This window comes from Peptoclostridium acidaminophilum DSM 3953 (assembly GCF_000597865.1).
GTDB classification, from domain to species: Bacteria; Bacillota; Clostridia; order Peptostreptococcales; family Peptostreptococcaceae; genus Peptoclostridium_A; species Peptoclostridium_A acidaminophilum.
Genome location: NZ_CP007452.1, coordinates 406,254 through 422,625, shown reverse-complemented (window position 1 = coordinate 422,625; position 16,372 = coordinate 406,254). Strand labels below are relative to the sequence as shown.

The window sequence follows — 16,372 nt, the reverse complement described above, 5'->3', positions numbered from 1 at the left end:
TTATTTATTTAACAATATTTTAGTGTTTTCAGGAATAATTCCCCTTATATTCCTATAAAACCCTTACACTTCCCCTGTATATTATGCCTCTTGGTGTATCAATTGTAATGATTTCACCGTCATTTATGCTCAAAGTCGCATCTTTTACAGACACTATAACAGGCTTGCCAAGATTGAGCCCAACTATTGCTGCGTGGCTTGTCAGGCCTCCCTCCTCGGTTATGATTGCCGACGAAAGCTCCATGTATTGATTCATATCGGCATCCGTGGATACGCATACAAGCACATCGCCTTCTTTAAATTTCACGCCGCATTCCTCCGCGGTCGAAGCTATGCAAGCCCTGCCTTCCGCAACAACCCTTCCAATACCCGTCCCTTTTGCCAGCACTTCTCCCACTATATGCACCTTCATCAAGTTCGTACCTCCTGCTATTCCTACTGGAACTCCGGCAGTTATCACTACCAGTTCTCCTGGCTTTATGTATTCCTTCTCGAGAGAGCGGCTGATTGCATCCTCTATGAGTATATCGGTGGAATCGAATTTTTTTGACAATATGGGGCTTACTCCCCACACCAGCGAAAGGCTTCTGAGCACGCTTTCAGAGGAAGTCACTGCGATTATCCGGCACCTTGGCCTGAACCTGGATACCATTCTCGCTGTAAGACCTGATGATGTCGCAGTTATTATTCCGCTTGCTCCAAGCTCCCACGCACTGGAGCAGGTGGCTCGGCTTACGGCATTTGTGACACCCGAATTCTTGCTGTCAGCAACTCTTTTGTAGAGCTTTTCATGATTGATTGATTTTTCTATTGTAATGGCTATATTGCTCATTGTACTTACTGCTTCCAGCGGATACTTGCCTGCCGCGGTCTCTCCCGATAGCATTATGGCATCTGTGCCGTCAAATATGGCATTTGCAACATCAGCGACCTCTGCCCTTGTAGGTCTGGGATTTCTTATCATGGAGTCGAGCATCTGCGTTGCCGTAATTACTGGCTTGCCGGCAACATTGCATTTTTTTATGAGCCTTTTTTGCACAAGCGGCACTTCCTCGGCAGGTATTTCAACACCAAGGTCTCCCCTTGCCACCATGAGTCCGTCGGCAACCTTCATTATGTCGTCAGCATTTGCCACGCCTTCTGCATTCTCTATCTTTGCGATTATCTTGATATGGTCTCCGCCGTTTTGCTCGAGCACTCTTCTTATGTCCAGCACATCAGCCGCTTTTCTGGTAAATGAAACCGCTATAAAGTCAATGTCGTTTTGTATTCCAAAAATTATGTCTTCCACGTCTTTTTGCGTTACTGCAGGCAGATTGATTTTGGCTCCGGGAATGTTCACTCCTTTTCTGTCGGATATTTCTCCTGGATTTTCGACTATGCACGTTAAGCTGTCTTCATCAACCTGCTCCACAATAAGCGATATATTCCCATCATCAATGAGTATCCTGTCGCCTGTTGAAACATCCCTTGTAATTCCTTCATAGCTGACGCTACATATCGTCTCGTCACCAAGCACGTCAGCTGTTGTAAGCACAAAGCGGCTTTTAGCCTCCAGCATCGCCCTTCCATTTTTGAATTTTCCCGTCCTTATTTCGGGCCCCTTTGTGTCAAGCATTATGGCAACAGGGATATCCAGCCTTTCCCTGATTTTTTTTATGGTTTCCATCCTGCATCTATGCTCTTCGTGGCTTCCATGTGAAAAATTGAGTCTGCACACATCAAGGCCGCTTTCTATCAGCTTTTCAAGCACCGCCTCATTTTCGCTTGCAGGCCCTATAGTCGCAACAATCTTCGTCTTTTTCAATTGCATACAATACCTCCCTATCATAATCAGTTTGCAAGTATGTCTATAAGCTCATACGTCTCGCTGTCGAATTTTTTTATCACACCCAATGCTTCTTCTACATCCATGTCGAATATCATGTTGTTTCTGATGCCTATGACTCTTGCAGTCTTTCCCTGAATAAGCAACTCAACAGCGGTTGCTCCCATCTTGGTGGCAAGTATCCTGTCAAACGCAGAAGGCGAGCCGCCTCTTTGTATATGGCCAAGAACGGTCGAGCGCGAATCCATCTTGGTTTTTTCTTTTATCTGCTTTTCAAGCTCATGCGCCTCGCCCACGCCTTCCGAAAGTATTATTATGCTTTGCTTTTTGCCCCTGCTCTTGCTCTCAAGCAGTTCCCTGAATATCTTTTCCATATCCTGCCCCTTTTCGGGTATTACCACTTCTTCAGCCCCTCCGGCGAGGCCTGCATACAGGGCTATGTCCCCGCAGTTTCTCCCCATTACCTCTATTATGCTTATCCGCTCATGCGAGGAGGAGGTATCCCTTATCTTCCCTATGGCATCAAGCACAGTGTTTATGGCAGTATCAAAGCCTATTGTATAGTCTGTATATGGCAGGTCATTGTCTATTGTGCCTGGTATTCCCACAACATTCACTCCAAGCTTTGCAAGCTCTCTGGCTCCCTTGAACGTGCCGTCTCCGCCTATCACAACAAGCCCGTCGACTCCGAATACCCTCAGCACCGTTGCCGCCTGCCTTCTGCCCTCCTCAGTCATGAATTCCTCACACCTGGCGGTCCTGAGTATTGTGCCTCCTCTGTGTATTATGTCACACGCCGAACGCAAATCCACCTCAGCCAGATCTCCTTCTATAAGACCCTTGTAGCCTCTGCTTATTCCATATACCTTGCATCCCTTGTGAATTCCATATCTTATAACCGCCCTTATGGCGGCATTCATTCCCGGCGCATCTCCACCACTTGTAAGTACTGCTATAGTCTTCATAAATCCCTCCTGTTGGCTTAATCTTATATTTTTGCTTTTATAGTAAAATTGACAATCCTAATGGATTGCCAATTTTATCGCCTATATGCTATTTTACCCTTACATTGTCAAAACCTATCAACATTCCAAGGTCATTTTGCAGCTTTTCACTTATACTGACCTTTATGCCGCTTTTTGGCTTGTAGAGCTTTTTATCTTCCTCCGAATATATGAGCACAGGAGAACCGCCTTCGTGATTTTTGAGAAGTTTGTCTATGCTGTATATTGTTTCCGATTCAGCTATGCTGTCTACCTTGATATAGATTGATTTTTCAGGCTCCTCAGCATATTCATCAGAGAGCTTTGTAATCTCCTTTATGCTTTCTGCAATCAGCTTGATGTCCTCGTCTTCCTTTACGCTTATTCTGCCCTCTACATAAACAATAGCGTCTTCCTTTATTAGCTCGGAAAACTTTTCAAGCACAGCCGGAAAAATAATAATCTCGACGCTTGCGAATAAATCTTCAAGCTGCACAAACGCCATGATATTGTTGTTTTTTGTTGTCTTTACAGTCTTAGCTGCTATCATGCCACCTATCTTTACCTTCTTGTTGTCCAGTGCATATGCCTTTTCAGGGTCCTCGGAAGCCTCTCGTAGCTCCGCTGTAGAAGTTATTCCATACTGAGAAAGCTCCCTTGAGAATTCTGCAAGAGGATGGCCGCTCACATACATTCCAAGAACCTCTTTTTCCATCATCAGTCTGTCCTTTTCCTTGAATTCAGGCACATCCGGAAGCTTGTAGGTATCCTCGCTTCTCCTGCTTACATTGCTTGTTATCATATCGAAGAGAGACATCTGTCCCGAAACATTCTTTTTCCTGTCGGTTACGATGCTCTCGAGTATGGCCTCATACCCTGCCACAAGCTGGGCTCTGTTGCCGTTTATCGAGTCGAAGGCTCCGCACTTTACTAGAGATTCTATGACCCTTTTGTTTAGATCCTTGGAATCCACCCTTTTAAGGAAATCCACAAGGTCAGCGAAAGGACCGTTTTTTTGCCTCTCCTCCACCATTGAGCCTATTACCTTTTCTCCGACATTTTTGACAGCTGCAAGTCCGAACCTTATGTCTCCATTCTCGACTCCGAACTTTTCAAAGCTTGCGTTTATATCGGGCTTGAGCGTTTTTATACCCATATCGGCGCAGTCTCTTATATACTGAACCACCTTGTCGGTATTGCTCATCACGCTGGTTATAAGCGCCGCCATGAACTCAACCGGATAATGGGCCTTCAGGTAGGCCGTCTGGTAGGCAAGCACTCCGTATGCCGCCGCATGGGACTTGTTGAATGCATACTTTGCAAAATCAATCATGTCATCATATATTTTGTTGGCGGCTTCCTCAGGTATCCCGTTTCTCAGGCAGCCCGGGAGCTCCACATTGCCATTTTCATCTGTTTTTCCGTATATGAAATACTGCCTTTCTCTCTCCATTTCTTCCATTTTCTTCTTGCTCATCGCGCGTCTTACAAGGTCGCTTCTGCCGTATGAATATCCGGCCAGGTCCCTTACCGTCTGCATTACCTGTTCCTGGTACACCAGGCAGCCGTACGTCACGTTGAGTATTGGCTCCATCCTTTTATGAACATACCTTATTTCGCCCGGATTGTTCTTGTTTCTTATATACATTGGTATTGAATCCATAGGGCCCGGTCTGTACAGCGAAATTCCGGCCACTATGTCCTCGAAGCTGGACGGTTTTAGTTCCTTCATGAACTGTCTCATGCCCTTTCCTTCGAGCTGGAAAACTCCGAGCGTGTTGCCGGATGAAAGGAGCTCATACACCTTTGTATCGTCATACTCCATGCATGAGAAGTCAATTTTTACTCCCTTGTTCTTTTCCACAAGCTCGAGTGCATCCCTTATTACCGTAAGTGTTCTAAGGCCCAGAAAGTCCATTTTGAGAAGTCCAAGCTCCTCAAGCGTTGTCATGGGGAACTGCGTGGTTATAGAGTTTTCATGCATATAAAGCGGCACGTAGCTGTCTACGGAATTTTTTGATATAACAACACCGGCTGCGTGTGTCGAAGCGTGTCTTGGCAAGCCTTCGAGCTCCCTTGATACGTCTATTATCCTCTTTGTCATAGCATCAGTGTCGTAGCCTTTTTTGAGCTCCGGATTTACCTCCAGAGCCTTTTCTATGTTCATTCCAAGCGCAAAAGGCACCTGCTTGGCTATCCTGTCCACATCCGAGTATGGTATGTCCATTACTCTTCCAACGTCCCTTATTGCAGCTTTCGCTCCGAGTGTTCCAAACGTTATAATCTGAGCCACATGGTCTTCGCCGTATTTTTGCTTTACGTACTCTATTACTTCTTCTCGCCTTTCATAGCAAAAATCTATATCTATATCAGGCATTGATATTCTCTCGGGATTTAGGAATCTTTCGAATATCAGCCCGTATTTTATCGGATCTATGTCTGTTATGCCGAGCACGTAGGATACAAGCGAGCCTGCTGCAGATCCCCTTCCGGGTCCGACCATTATATTCCTGCTCTTTGCATAATTTATGAAATCCCACACAATGAGAAAATACTCAACATATCCCATTTGCTTTATTACATCGATTTCATATTCAAGTCTTTCATTATATTCAGCAGACTCAGACTTCAATCGGTTTTTGAGGCCTTCAAAGCAAAGCTCCTCGAAGTATGACTGCTTTGTGTATTCAGCAGGGACCTCATAGTTTGGCAAGTGTACCTGATTGAAGTCAAATTCCAATTCGCACATTTGAGCTATCTTAACCGAATTTTCAACGGCTCCCTCGTACTTTTCAAACAGCTCCTGCATCTCAGCGCCTGACTTTAGATAGAATTCATTTGTCATGAACTTCATCCTGGTTTCATCCTTAAGTGTCTTGCCCGTCTGTATGCATAGAAGTATGTCGTGGTTGTCGGAGTCGCCTTTATTAACATAGTGCACGTCGTTTGTCGCCACAAGCGGTATGCCTGTCTCTCTGGACATCCTGAGAAGCGCCATGCTGACCTGCTTTTCTTCCTTTATTCCGTGGTCTTGTATCTCAAGATAAAAATTGCCTTGGCCAAATATTGAGTTGAGCCTTTCCGCAACTCTTTTTGCCTTGTAGTAGTTACCCTTTAGTATTAGCTGCTGTATGTCTCCAGCAAGGCATGCGCTTAGGCATATAAGCCCTTCGCTGTATTTTTCAAGCTCGTCGAAATCTATCCTGGGCTTGTAGTAGAATCCCCTCGTATATGCCATAGATACAAGCTTTATGAGATTCTGATATCCCTTCATATTCTTTGCAAGCAATACAAGATGGCCCGGAAATCTGTCATGGTATGGTTCCTTGTCATCCATTCCTCTTGAGGCATTATAGACCTCGCAGCCAATAATTGGCTTTATTCCCGATTTTACTGCCTTCTTGTAAAAATCTATTACCCCGAACATGCAGCCATGGTCCGTTATGGCTAGAGCCTTCATCCCCAGCTCCTTTGCCCTGTCCACCAGCCTGTCTATCCTTGAAAATCCATCCAGCAGGCTGTACTGGCTGTGTACGTGTAAATGTACAAAATCTACATTGTCTTTCAAAAAAATGCTCCTCTCTAATATCAAAACTGCTCATTCTCTATGCACAGCATAATAATTCTGCAGTCCTGCCGCAACACAAAAAACTAATCAAGCTTTTACTTTCCTTATTATATATTATATCAAACTGCAACTCATTCAAAGCCTATTTTGCCATACTTGTTCCAAGTTTCAAAAATAATTTTAAAAAGCCGCTCGTTTTTCTCAAAAAGCTAAAGCCGCATGGAATTCGCACCCCTGTATTTAAAACAAAAAAATCCCCGTTGCTTCGAGGATTTTATAATTCAAAATATTTAAAGATTAATTATTCTCTCTTTTATAAGCTTTCCTATGGCTTCAACAGCCTCTTGCTCGTCCGGCCCGTCTGCTATCACCTTTATCTTTTCACCTTTACCTATTCCAAGAGACATGACACACATTATTGATTTGCCATCAACTCTTTTATCCCCTTTTTGTATTAGAATATCTGAAAGAAATTTGCTTGTGCACTGCACAAAAAGCGCTGCAGGCCTCGCATGCAATCCCAGTTCGTTGTCAATGCTATATTCAATCTCTATCAATACTTTCCCCTCCTTTTAATTTTTCCGCCATTTGCTCTATTTTTCTGAGTCTGTGATTCACTCCAGACTTGCCCAATGGAGCCGATAGCATCTGCCCGAGCTCCTTAAGGCTTAAGTTCTCGTTTTCAAGCCTCAAGTTGGCAATTTCTCTGAGGTTTGCCGGCAGCGCCGAGAGACCTACAGTGTCTTTTATGAACCTAATGTTTTCTATTTGCCTTATTGATGCATCTATAGTTTTGCTCAGATTTGCTGTCTCACAGTTTACTATCCTGTTTATATCGTTTCTCATCTGCTTTACAATCTTGGTATTTTCAAGGCTCAAGAGCGCTTTATGCGCTCCCATGATGTTGAGTATATCCGATATTTGTTCGCTTTCCTTGATATATACTACGTAACTGTTCTTGCGCATTGCAATCTTGGAGTTTAGGCCATAGGTATTGATAAGTTCCTTGAACTGCTCTCCAAACTCGTTGCTGCTTACGACAAATTCGATATGATACGTTTTTTCCGGATCCGATATTGAGCCTGCTCCCAAAAAAGCACCTCTTATATATGCACGCCTATCCTCATCATCTTTTAGCAGCTTTTCAGGCACTGAATTTTCAATATAGAAGCTCTCTTCCTCACGCCTCAGTATTTCAAGCTGCTCAAGGATATCGTTTGCCCCCATCTCATATGTGATGAGCATAACATACATGTTGTTCTTTTTTAGGTTGTTGCTTTTTTGAGCTGTCACTTCGGTATTTATACCAAACAGCTCCTTTAAGAGTTTGAAATGCTTTCGTGCTATAGCCGCATTTTCCGTGGCAATTTTAAAGTTGAGCTTTTTGAAGCCTGCAAGCTGTATGGTGCCGCTCATCCTTATGAGCGCAGCAAGCTCGGCAAGCTTTGTCCTCTTATTTTCAGGAAAAATTCTGGCCAGCTCGTTTTTTGTCTGTGTAGAAAAAGACATGTATATCACCTTTTATCTATATGTTGTCATCCGAATCACACTTTTTTAGCTCCTCTAGAGCCACTTTTATTATTTCCTTTTCATCGTCATACTTGGCAAGCTCCAGCACGCGGTCCATGTGTATGAATTTTGCGTCTATGAAGCCTTCTTCCTTCTGAGGCTGTGTATTCATGTTTTTTGCACTCATCAAATACCAGTATACTGTCTTGTGGACTATTTTTGTATCGTCCCAGTTCTTCTTAAAGGTATAGTGAATTTCTCCGAGATATTTGATTATCTCGGCCCTGAGTCCCGCTTCTTCGCGCACTTCCCTTAGCGCCGCGTTTTCTCTGCTTTCCCCCAGCTCAATCTTGCCCTTTGGAAGGACCCAGTCTCCGTTATATTTTCTAAGAAGCAATATGGCATTTCCAAATACTACGACTCCTCCCGAGCTAGATTCCTTTTTCACCTTGATTCACTCCTTGAAATAAATCTATTATGAGACTTGCAAGCTTATATGCGTCATGCCTTATATACCCTTTTTTGACTTTTACAAAATCACCTGTAATCACTCGGACATTTTTTTCTCTTAAAAGCTCTGTTTGCCTTTTATCAAGCCCCACTAAGCTTGCATTGTCATTCTTGTATTTTTCAATATACTCGCTTGGTATGCAGCCGTTGTTAACTATTACATAATTGAAAAGTCCGGGACATGAATGCGCGAATATTGCTTCGACATGCTTCAACACGTCAAAACCGTCTGTCTCTCCAGGCTGTGTCATTATATTGCATACATAAACCTTAAGTGCATTTGATTGTAGTATAGCATTCTTTAGCTGAGGAATCAAAATATTTGGCACTATACTGGTATACAGACTGCCAGGACCAATAACTATTATATCGGCGCAGCTTATGGCGTCAACAACCTCATCAAGGGCCTTCGGCTCCTGAACGTCCAGGAACACCCTCTTTATTCCACTTCTTTGCCTTATGCACTCTAGCGGTATTTGCGCCTCTCCCTTGACAATGTTTCCGTTTTCAAGCTCCGCATAAAGCCTGAGATTGTCAGCTGATACAGGAAGCACCTTGCCCTTGACCGCTAGTATCTGTGATATCTTTGATATTGCTTTCTCAAAGCTTCCGTATACGCCATTGAGCGCCGCTATAAATAGGTTTCCAAAGCTCTGGCCCTTATATTCTCCGTCCGGAAACCTGTACTGCATGACCTTTTTCATCTCAGGTTCTATGTCAGCCAGCGCTATTATGCAGTTCCTTATATCTCCAGGAGGCAGCATTCCAAGGTCTTCTCTTAGTTTGCCTGAGCCTCCTCCGTCATCCGTAACCGCGACTACAGCAGTTATGTTTTCGGTGAGCTGCTTTAGACCTCTTAAGAATATGGACTGCCCCGTGCCGCCCCCTATGACTACAACCTTCGGACCGTCTATTATGTCCATAGCCGCCTCCTATCTATTTGAGCCTTATGTCTCTGTGTTTTTTTATTGCCCTATAACCGCCTTCAATCAGATGATCGTATATCATATTTGTAAAAGTCACCGACCTGTGCTTTCCACCTGTGCAGCCTATTGCTATTACAAGGTGGTGTTTGCCCTCTTCCATGTAGTTTGGCATAAGGAAATCTATGAAGTCCTTCAGTCTGCTTAAGAATTCCCAGCTTACGCTTGAATTCATAACGTATGATTGCACTTCCTCTTCATCTCCAGTTCTTTCCTTGAGCTCTTCAACATAGTATGGATTCGGCAAGAAACGCACATCGAACACCAGGTCTGCATCGAGCGGTATGCCATGCTTGTAACCAAAAGAGGTTACTGATATTACAAGATTTGAGCCTTCCGATTCTCCAATGTATATGTCTCTTATTTGCTTTCTCAGATCCTTCGGCTTGAGATTTGATGTGTCTATCAGCACATTTGCCCTGCTTTTTAACTCCTTGAGAAGTTCCTTCTCTCTTACTATACCTTCAAGTATGCTGGTGTCGAATGAGAGGGGGTGGTTTCTCCTTGTCATTTTGTACCTTTTAATAAGCACATCGTCCTCGCAATCGAGAAAAATTATTTCATACTTGTATCCTAGTTTTTTCATCTCATCAAGGCTTGTGTAAACATCGTTGAAAAACTGTCTTCCCCTTATGTCAACACCCAAGGCCACCTTTTTCATACTTTCGCTCGAGTTGATGCACAACTGGGCGAATTTGACTATAAGCGCAGGAGGTATGTTGTCTATGCAATAATATCCGCTGTCCTCGAGCCCCCTCATGGCTTCACTCTTGCCGGCACCCGAAAGACCTGTTATTATTATGAACTTCAAACCTCTCATCTCCTTGAATTTATTATTTGCTGATGAGCAATGCCGGCTTTTTCAACCCTTTGCAAAGCATCCGTGAAATTTCCTACGTCCTGTGGCCTGTGTGCATCGGAGCCTATTGCGAAGCTCACTCCTGTGTCCTTTATTCGGAGAAGCTCTTCCAGACTGAGGTGTCCATGGCTTGAATTTATCTCAAGAGCAGTGCTTGTCTCAATGGCCGCCTCAGCCACCTTTTCTAAATTTATGCTCGCCTTTGCCCCTGGATGAGAAATTATGAATATGTCGTTTCTTCTCATCGCATTTACGAGTGCCCTGGTGTTGTATTCTCTGGAAAGATGATTCAGCGGCTTTATATAGTTAAGCGCATGGTTTATGCTTCCCCTTACTATATGCGTAGGCATAGAACCGAAATGGTAGCCCGCCATAACATAATCAACAAGCCCCCTTATATGCTCATCCACGTCTATTCTGCCTTCGATGTCTAGTATGTTGGCCTCCACGCCAAGAAGAATATCTATTTCCCTGTACTCGGGCTTGAGTTTTTCTATTTCGTTTCTCATCTTGTCAAAATTCTCATATCTGACTCCAAAACCAAGATGCCTGTAGCCATGGTCAGCTATTCCAATTTTTTCAAGCCCTGCGTTTATTGCAGCCTCTATATTTTCTCTTACACTTCCCCTGCCGTGGCTGTATACAGTATGTGTATGGTAATCCGCAAACACCCTTATCTCCTGCAAGCTATTCCTCTCCTATTATCCTAACCTCTTCTTCAAGCCTTACCCCATGCTTTTCAAACACTCTGCTTTTTACAGCTTCTATTAGTTTTATGACATCATCTGCAGTAGCAGTCCCATCGCTTATCACAAATCCCGCATGCTTTTCCGATACCCTGGCTCCTCCTATTGAAAATCCCTTGAGCCCGGCTTCATCTATGAGCTGCGCCGCAAAATATCCCTGCGGTCTTTTGAATGTGCTCCCGGCGCTTGGAGCGCTAAGCGGCTGCTTAGCAACGCGCCTGCCTGTATAATCCTGCATAAGAGCTCTTATGTCATCACCTTCAGCCCTTTTGAGCTCCAACTCTGCCTTTACCACTACAAGCCCCTTCTTGGCGGCTATGCTGCTTCTGTACGCGAATTCCATATGCTCGTTATCCAGCACCGTGCTGTTGCCTTCAAGATCCAGCAAGTGAACTCTCCGGACAACATCCTTCATTTCTCCGCCGTATGCTCCTGCGTTCATAGCCAGAGCGCCTCCTAGCGTTCCGGGAATTCCGGATGCAAATTCCAATCCTGAAAGGCCGTTTTCCAGCATTATATTTGAAAGCCTTGAGAGCAGAACTCCCGCGTATGCCTGCACACTGCATCCACTTATGCTTACAGCTTCAAATCCGCCGTTTATCTTTACTACTACTCCCCGTATGCCTTTATCGCGCACAAGCAGGTTTGAGCCGTTACCTATTATGTGGGTCTTTGCATCGGCTTTGCCTGTAAGTTTTAGTATCTCTCTTAGCGCTTCCTCGGATGAAATTCTGACTAGTATGTCGGCGGGACCTCCTATCTTGAAGCTTGTATGGTTTTTCATCGGTTCATCTATTAATACACAGTCTCTTCCTGCTATTTTGCAAATATCCTCATAAAGCATATTATTGTCCATTACTTCCTCCAAGCTACTATTAACTCTAATTCTTTCCATATAACCCATATAATAATTTTACATCATAACCAAGTCTTTTGATATTCTTATTTTGGAAAATAAAAAGATAGCCATGAAGCAGCTATCTTCGCTAATTCTATTCTGATATGACCTTGAGTTCTCCCGTATCAGGGCACATTAGGAGTCCGTATATCTTTACATCCTTAGGCATATATGGCGAATTCTTTATCTTTTCCACCGCATCCCTTACATTTTCCTCTTCGTCGTCTATTATTCCAGCCCATTTTTTTATGTCTGTATTTTTTACTATTTCAGGATCTATGCCTCTTTGTATCATCATTTTGGCAATCTCTTCGGCCGTCTGCTTTTTCATTCCGCAGTCAAGGTGTCCAACAACATACACCTCTTCTATACCCATCATAAGAGCCGCTACGGCTATCGACCTTATTACGTCGCCGCAATCCTCTCTTATGACGTTGCCCGGGTTTTTTATGACCTTTACGTCGCCTCTTTTGAATCCCATGGCTTTTTCAAGAAAGTTGACAAGCCTTGTGTCTATGCATGTGAATATAAGCGCCTTTCTTTGCGCCTTAGAATCCACAATGCTTTGAGTCTTTCCATTTTTTACAGCCTCTACAAATCCCCTGTTTGCCTCAAGAACTTTTTCTAGCATCAATACCTCCCACGACTTCAACCCACTCAATGTTAATCGACAAAACTTACAATATCACCCTTTTTTATTTCTCCGGATTTTAATATCCTTGCAAATGCGCACGCCCTTAGCATGACGCAATCAAGAGTGAGTTCCCTGAGTGGGCACGCTTCGTGACAGTTCTTGCCGGACTTTGTTATCTCTATTTCGGCAGTGCCTATTGCAAGCCTTGTGCCTTTTTCAAGCAGACTAAAATCAAGTCCCCTCGTTGTTATGTTTGCCTCGAATTTTTTTGTGCAAAATCCTTGGACTCCGTACTTCACAGGTGTTTCGTCCCTTTCTTCCCGGGACTCGCCCTGAAAAAGACTGACCTGAAAATCCCCTTCTTGAGAGTGATAATCATTTATTATACCAGTTTTATCGCACACCTGCAACCGGTTTACATATTCTGCCGGTTTCTTTTTGTCGGGTCTGATGGACAGCTGCTCTACATGCGCATTCATATGCTTTCTCTCTCGTAGTCTCCCGACTTGCCGCCTGTCTTTTTGATGAGCATTATGTCGCTTATTACCATTCCCTTGTCCACGGCCTTGCACATGTCGTATATTGTAAGCGCCGCCACTGATACCGCCGTTAGCGCCTCCATCTCTATTCCCGTTTTGCCTCTAGTCTTGGCCACTGCACTTATTTCTATTTCTTCTTCATGCAGCTTGAATTCAATGTCCACTCCGCTTATGAATATGTTGTGGCACATAGGTATTATATCAGAAGTCCTCTTGGCACCCATTATTCCACCGACCTGCGCCACAGAAAGCACGTCTCCTTTTTTCATTTGCCCGTCTCTTATCATGGATATGGTCTCCCTATTCATCTTGATACATGCACGTGCGGTTGCTTCTCTATTTGTGTCATCCTTGCCTCCCACGTCAACCATTCTGGCCCTTCCGCTTTCATTCAGATGTGTAAATTCCATAACTATCCTCCTATCTTGAACATGTCACGCTTAATATATTCGCCATCCTCCAGGCTGTGCTCCCTGGGTTTGTTCTTGATTTCATCGAGAACGATGCCCCTTATATCTTCTCCTCGCCTCAGCGGCCCTGCCAGGTCTATTTCGGAGTCCGAATGCAGACAAAGCTTAAGCTTGCCGTCGCTTGTGAGCCTTATTCTATTGCAGTTTTCGCAGAATTTGCAGGTTATGGGATTTATAAGACCCACCTTGCCCAAAGCGCCAGGGATTCTGTAATATTCGGCAGGAGATGATATATCCTCGCTTTTAATCTTTTCCAGACTTGGAACCTTTTTGAGAACGGAATCACTCGATATGAACTTTTCAAGCGACCAGCCTGCTGCCTGTCCTATTGGCATTAGCTCAATAAACCTCACGTCTATTTCGTTGTCGACTGTGAGGGCAACAAAATCCTCGATTTCGTCGTCGTTGAAGCCGCCTATCAGCACCGTATTCAGCTTTATGGGCGTAAGTCCCACGCTTTGCGCCTCTTTTATTCCTTCAAGCACTTTTTCAAGACTTCCGCCCCGTGTTATATATTCGAACTTTTGGGGATTAAGCGTATCAAGGCTTATGTTGACACGCTTTAGGCCAGCAGCCTTGAGTTCTCTTGCATATTCTGAAAGCAGCAGGCCGTTTGTTGTCAGTGTTATTTCATTGAGTCCCTCGCATTTTGAAAGCTCCCTTACAAGGCCTACTATCCCTTTTCTGACAAGGGGCTCTCCGCCTGTTATTCTTATCTTGTCTATTCCAAGCTCCACAAGGGCTACTGCAACTTCCTGCAGCTCCTCAAGTGTCATTATGTCGTGGTGAGCCCGTTTGGGTATTCCCTCCTGCGGCATACAGTACATGCATCTTAGGTTGCAACGGTCAGTTACTGATATTCTAAGATAATTTATCCTTCTTCCGTAGCCGTCAAGCAAAACACTTTTATTGTCCATTTTTTACAACTCCTAATTATTAGACCCTTATGACCTTTCCGGCCTCCTCAAGCTTGTAGCCTCCTAAATTGTCGAGCCTTGCTGCAAACTCTTCGGACTCTAATATGCCTATGAACCTCTTTACTCTGTCGTCTTCAAGATAATCGGCATTCACCAAAAAATCATATTCCTCGTATCCAAGTGGTATGAATTCAAGATTCAGCGCCTTTGCGGCAGAAAACACTCCCAGCCCCGCATCTGCAGAACCCGTCTTCACTGCTATCGCAACAGCCATGTGCGTATTCATATCCCTTTCATATCCATTTACCGCACCTGGATCTATCCCCAGTTTTTTGAGATTGTAGTCAAGCAATATTCTCGTACCCGCGCCTCTTTGCCTGTTTACAAAGACTACATCTTCTCTTGCAAGGTCTTGAAAATCATTTATATCCTTGGGATTGCCGCATTGGAGCATGAGTCCCTGAAGCCTCTTTACCCCTTTTATTAGTGCCATGCTGCCGTTGCCGAAGAATTTTTTTATATATGGCAGGTTGTACTCCCCGCTTTCCTCGTCAAGCAGGTGTATTGGCGCTATATGACATTCCCTTCTCATCATTGACATTATGCCTCCCATGCTTCCCACATGGCCTGATGTAAGCTTCATCATGTCTGAAATTTCATCCATTATAATGTCATGGCTTCCTATCGACACTAGCGTTTTTCTCAACTCCTGCGTCGGCTTGAGCAGCTTTACACTTGCAAGTGTTCCAGCATCCAGGCCCTCGCTGCTTCTTTGTATTTCAAGCAAGCCGTCGGCCTTTACAAGACTCATCGTGACTCCAGCCCCGCGTGTAAGTGGCGTTGCCACGAATCTTCCGCTGACATGGCCCACGTTCACCCTCACCAGCTCCTTGTGCTTAAGCGACGATGGTATCCTCATGGTGACAACCGCCTCAACGCTCTCCTCGCCGCATTCCTCAAGCCCCTGCATCGACAGGAGTATCGGCTTTACAAAGCTTTCAAAAGCCACGTATGTGGATACGGGATATCCCGGCAGCCCTATTACGGGCTTGCCATCTATAATTCCTAGTATGGTCGGTTTGCCCGGCTTTATTGCAATCCCGTGAATCACTACTTCACCGAGCTCTTCAATCAAATTTGCCGTATAATCCCTTGTCCCGGCTGAAGAGCCTGCGTTTATGACTACAATGTCGCATTCTGAGACAGCCTGTTTTATTCTAGCCTTGAGCAGCTCAAATTCATCCGGACATGGTTCGTACCTCAATGCCTGCGCTCCAAGCTCGCTAGCCCTTGCCTCAAACACTCTCGAATTTGATTCTATAACCTTGCCCTCGCGCAGCTCTTCTAGAGAGTCTACAAGCTCTGAGCCCGTCGGGATTATTCCAAGCAGCGGCTTTTTGTATACATCTATCGATTCCAAGCCGCCGGCAAGCAGAGCTCCTATGTCGACAGGCCTTACAATATGGCCTGATGGAATTATCATTTCGCCTTTAACCATATCCTCGCCTATTGGCCTCACGTGCTGCCAAGGATGCGAGGGCGCTATGATATTCACTTTGCCTTCTCCAAGCTCCATTACATCCTCTATCATTATGACGCTGTCGTAAGGCTCGTTTATCGGGTTTCCCGTATTTACATATGAAAAGTCTGCATTCTCCTGGAGCTCTATAGGATTTGTCTCTGAAGCGCCATGCGTTGACCTCGAATTGACAGCTATGCCGTCCATTGCCGAAGCATTATAGCATGGGGATGATTCCAGGGCATATACGGGCTTGCATGTAACCCTGCCTATACTCGCTATGACATCAGTGCGCTCCTTTTGCAACTTCAGATTATAGCCTACCCTGTTCTCGTAGATTCTTTTGGCATCTTCAAAATCCGTGTTTGATATATATTTTTTCCTAGCCTCCATGGCAATCACCTCTGGT

At 44.5% G+C, this 16,372-nt stretch carries 15 protein-coding genes; all 15 read right to left on the bottom strand.

Annotated elements, in window-relative coordinates; translation table 11 throughout:
• Positions 1-52: 52 nt before the first annotated feature.
• Entirely contained in the window at positions 53-1,813 is a 1,761-nt protein-coding gene (pyk, locus tag EAL2_RS02230) for a pyruvate kinase (protein ID WP_201770170.1), read from the bottom strand.
• A gap of 20 nt (positions 1,814-1,833) precedes the next feature.
• On the bottom strand, positions 1,834-2,793 hold the full coding sequence (gene pfkA / locus EAL2_RS02225) for a 6-phosphofructokinase (protein ID WP_025434797.1): 960 nt from the start codon (positions 2,791-2,793) through the stop codon (positions 1,834-1,836).
• An 88-nt stretch (positions 2,794-2,881) separates the two neighbouring features.
• A complete protein-coding gene (locus tag EAL2_RS02220; RefSeq protein WP_025434796.1) occupies positions 2,882-6,379 on the bottom strand; it encodes a DNA polymerase III subunit alpha in 3,498 nt (1,165 codons plus the stop codon).
• Between the two features lie 290 nt (positions 6,380-6,669).
• Positions 6,670-6,936 (bottom strand): HPr family phosphocarrier protein, encoded by a 267-nt coding sequence (locus EAL2_RS02215; RefSeq protein ID WP_025434795.1) that lies wholly within the window; start codon positions 6,934-6,936, stop codon positions 6,670-6,672.
• Positions 6,923-7,888, bottom strand: a complete 966-nt coding sequence (whiA, locus tag EAL2_RS02210; protein WP_025434794.1) for a DNA-binding protein WhiA — start codon at positions 7,886-7,888, stop codon at positions 6,923-6,925. The genes EAL2_RS02215 and whiA overlap by 14 nt, the downstream gene beginning before the upstream one ends.
• 16 nt (positions 7,889-7,904) lie before the next feature.
• Positions 7,905-8,336 carry an NUDIX hydrolase gene (locus EAL2_RS02205; RefSeq protein WP_025434793.1) on the bottom strand — a complete coding sequence of 144 codons (432 nt, stop codon included), beginning with the start codon at positions 8,334-8,336 and terminating at the stop codon, positions 7,905-7,907.
• Entirely contained in the window at positions 8,320-9,321 is a 1,002-nt protein-coding gene (locus EAL2_RS02200; RefSeq protein ID WP_025434792.1) for a gluconeogenesis factor YvcK family protein, read from the bottom strand. Before EAL2_RS02200 ends, EAL2_RS02205 begins: the two co-directional genes overlap by 17 nt.
• A gap of 13 nt (positions 9,322-9,334) precedes the next feature.
• Complete coding sequence (rapZ, locus tag EAL2_RS02195) at positions 9,335-10,192, bottom strand: RNase adapter RapZ (RefSeq protein ID WP_025434791.1); 858 nt, start codon at positions 10,190-10,192, stop codon at positions 9,335-9,337.
• Between the two features lie 5 nt (positions 10,193-10,197).
• Entirely contained in the window at positions 10,198-10,926 is a 729-nt protein-coding gene (locus EAL2_RS02190) for a PHP domain-containing protein (RefSeq protein WP_278246858.1), read from the bottom strand.
• A gap of 1 nt (position 10,927) precedes the next feature.
• On the bottom strand, positions 10,928-11,842 hold the full coding sequence (murB, locus tag EAL2_RS02185; RefSeq protein WP_025434789.1) for a UDP-N-acetylmuramate dehydrogenase: 915 nt from the start codon (positions 11,840-11,842) through the stop codon (positions 10,928-10,930).
• Between the two features lie 136 nt (positions 11,843-11,978).
• Positions 11,979-12,515: a beta-class carbonic anhydrase gene (locus EAL2_RS02180; RefSeq protein ID WP_025434788.1), complete on the bottom strand. Its 537-nt coding sequence runs from the start codon at positions 12,513-12,515 to the stop codon at positions 11,979-11,981.
• Positions 12,516-12,547: 32 nt separating this feature from the next.
• Positions 12,548-12,997, bottom strand: a complete 450-nt coding sequence (locus EAL2_RS02175) for an MOSC domain-containing protein (protein WP_025434787.1) — start codon at positions 12,995-12,997, stop codon at positions 12,548-12,550.
• A complete protein-coding gene (gene moaC, locus EAL2_RS02170) occupies positions 12,994-13,467 on the bottom strand; it encodes a cyclic pyranopterin monophosphate synthase MoaC (protein ID WP_025434786.1) in 474 nt (157 codons plus the stop codon). Before moaC ends, EAL2_RS02175 begins: the two co-directional genes overlap by 4 nt.
• Before the next feature lie 2 nt (positions 13,468-13,469).
• Entirely contained in the window at positions 13,470-14,444 is a 975-nt protein-coding gene (moaA, locus tag EAL2_RS02165) for a GTP 3',8-cyclase MoaA (RefSeq protein WP_330375777.1), read from the bottom strand.
• Positions 14,445-14,463: 19 nt separating this feature from the next.
• Positions 14,464-16,356 (bottom strand): molybdopterin biosynthesis protein, encoded by a 1,893-nt coding sequence (locus EAL2_RS02160; protein WP_025434784.1) that lies wholly within the window; start codon positions 16,354-16,356, stop codon positions 14,464-14,466.
• Between the last annotated feature and the right edge of the window lie 16 nt (positions 16,357-16,372).

Coding starts and splice junctions, on each gene's coding strand:
- pyk (WP_201770170.1), bottom strand. CDS start 1,813: ATGCAATTGAAAAAGACGAAGATTGTTGCGACTATAGGGCCTGCAAGC.
- pfkA (WP_025434797.1), bottom strand. CDS start 2,793: ATGAAGACTATAGCAGTACTTACAAGTGGTGGAGATGCGCCGGGAATG.
- whiA (WP_025434794.1), bottom strand. CDS start 7,888: ATGTCTTTTTCTACACAGACAAAAAACGAGCTGGCCAGAATTTTTCCT.
- EAL2_RS02200 (WP_025434792.1), bottom strand. CDS start 9,321: ATGGACATAATAGACGGTCCGAAGGTTGTAGTCATAGGGGGCGGCACG.
- murB (WP_025434789.1), bottom strand. CDS start 11,842: ATGGACAATAATATGCTTTATGAGGATATTTGCAAAATAGCAGGAAGA.
- EAL2_RS02180 (WP_025434788.1), bottom strand. CDS start 12,515: ATGCTAGAAAAAGTTCTTGAGGCAAACAGGGGATTTGTAGAGGCTGTA.
- EAL2_RS02175 (WP_025434787.1), bottom strand. CDS start 12,997: ATGAATGCGCATGTAGAGCAGCTGTCCATCAGACCCGACAAAAAGAAA.
- moaC (WP_025434786.1), bottom strand. CDS start 13,467: ATGGAATTTACACATCTGAATGAAAGCGGAAGGGCCAGAATGGTTGAC.
- moaA (WP_330375777.1), bottom strand. CDS start 14,444: ATGGACAATAAAAGTGTTTTGCTTGACGGCTACGGAAGAAGGATAAAT.
- EAL2_RS02160 (WP_025434784.1), bottom strand. CDS start 16,356: ATGGAGGCTAGGAAAAAATATATATCAAACACGGATTTTGAAGATGCC.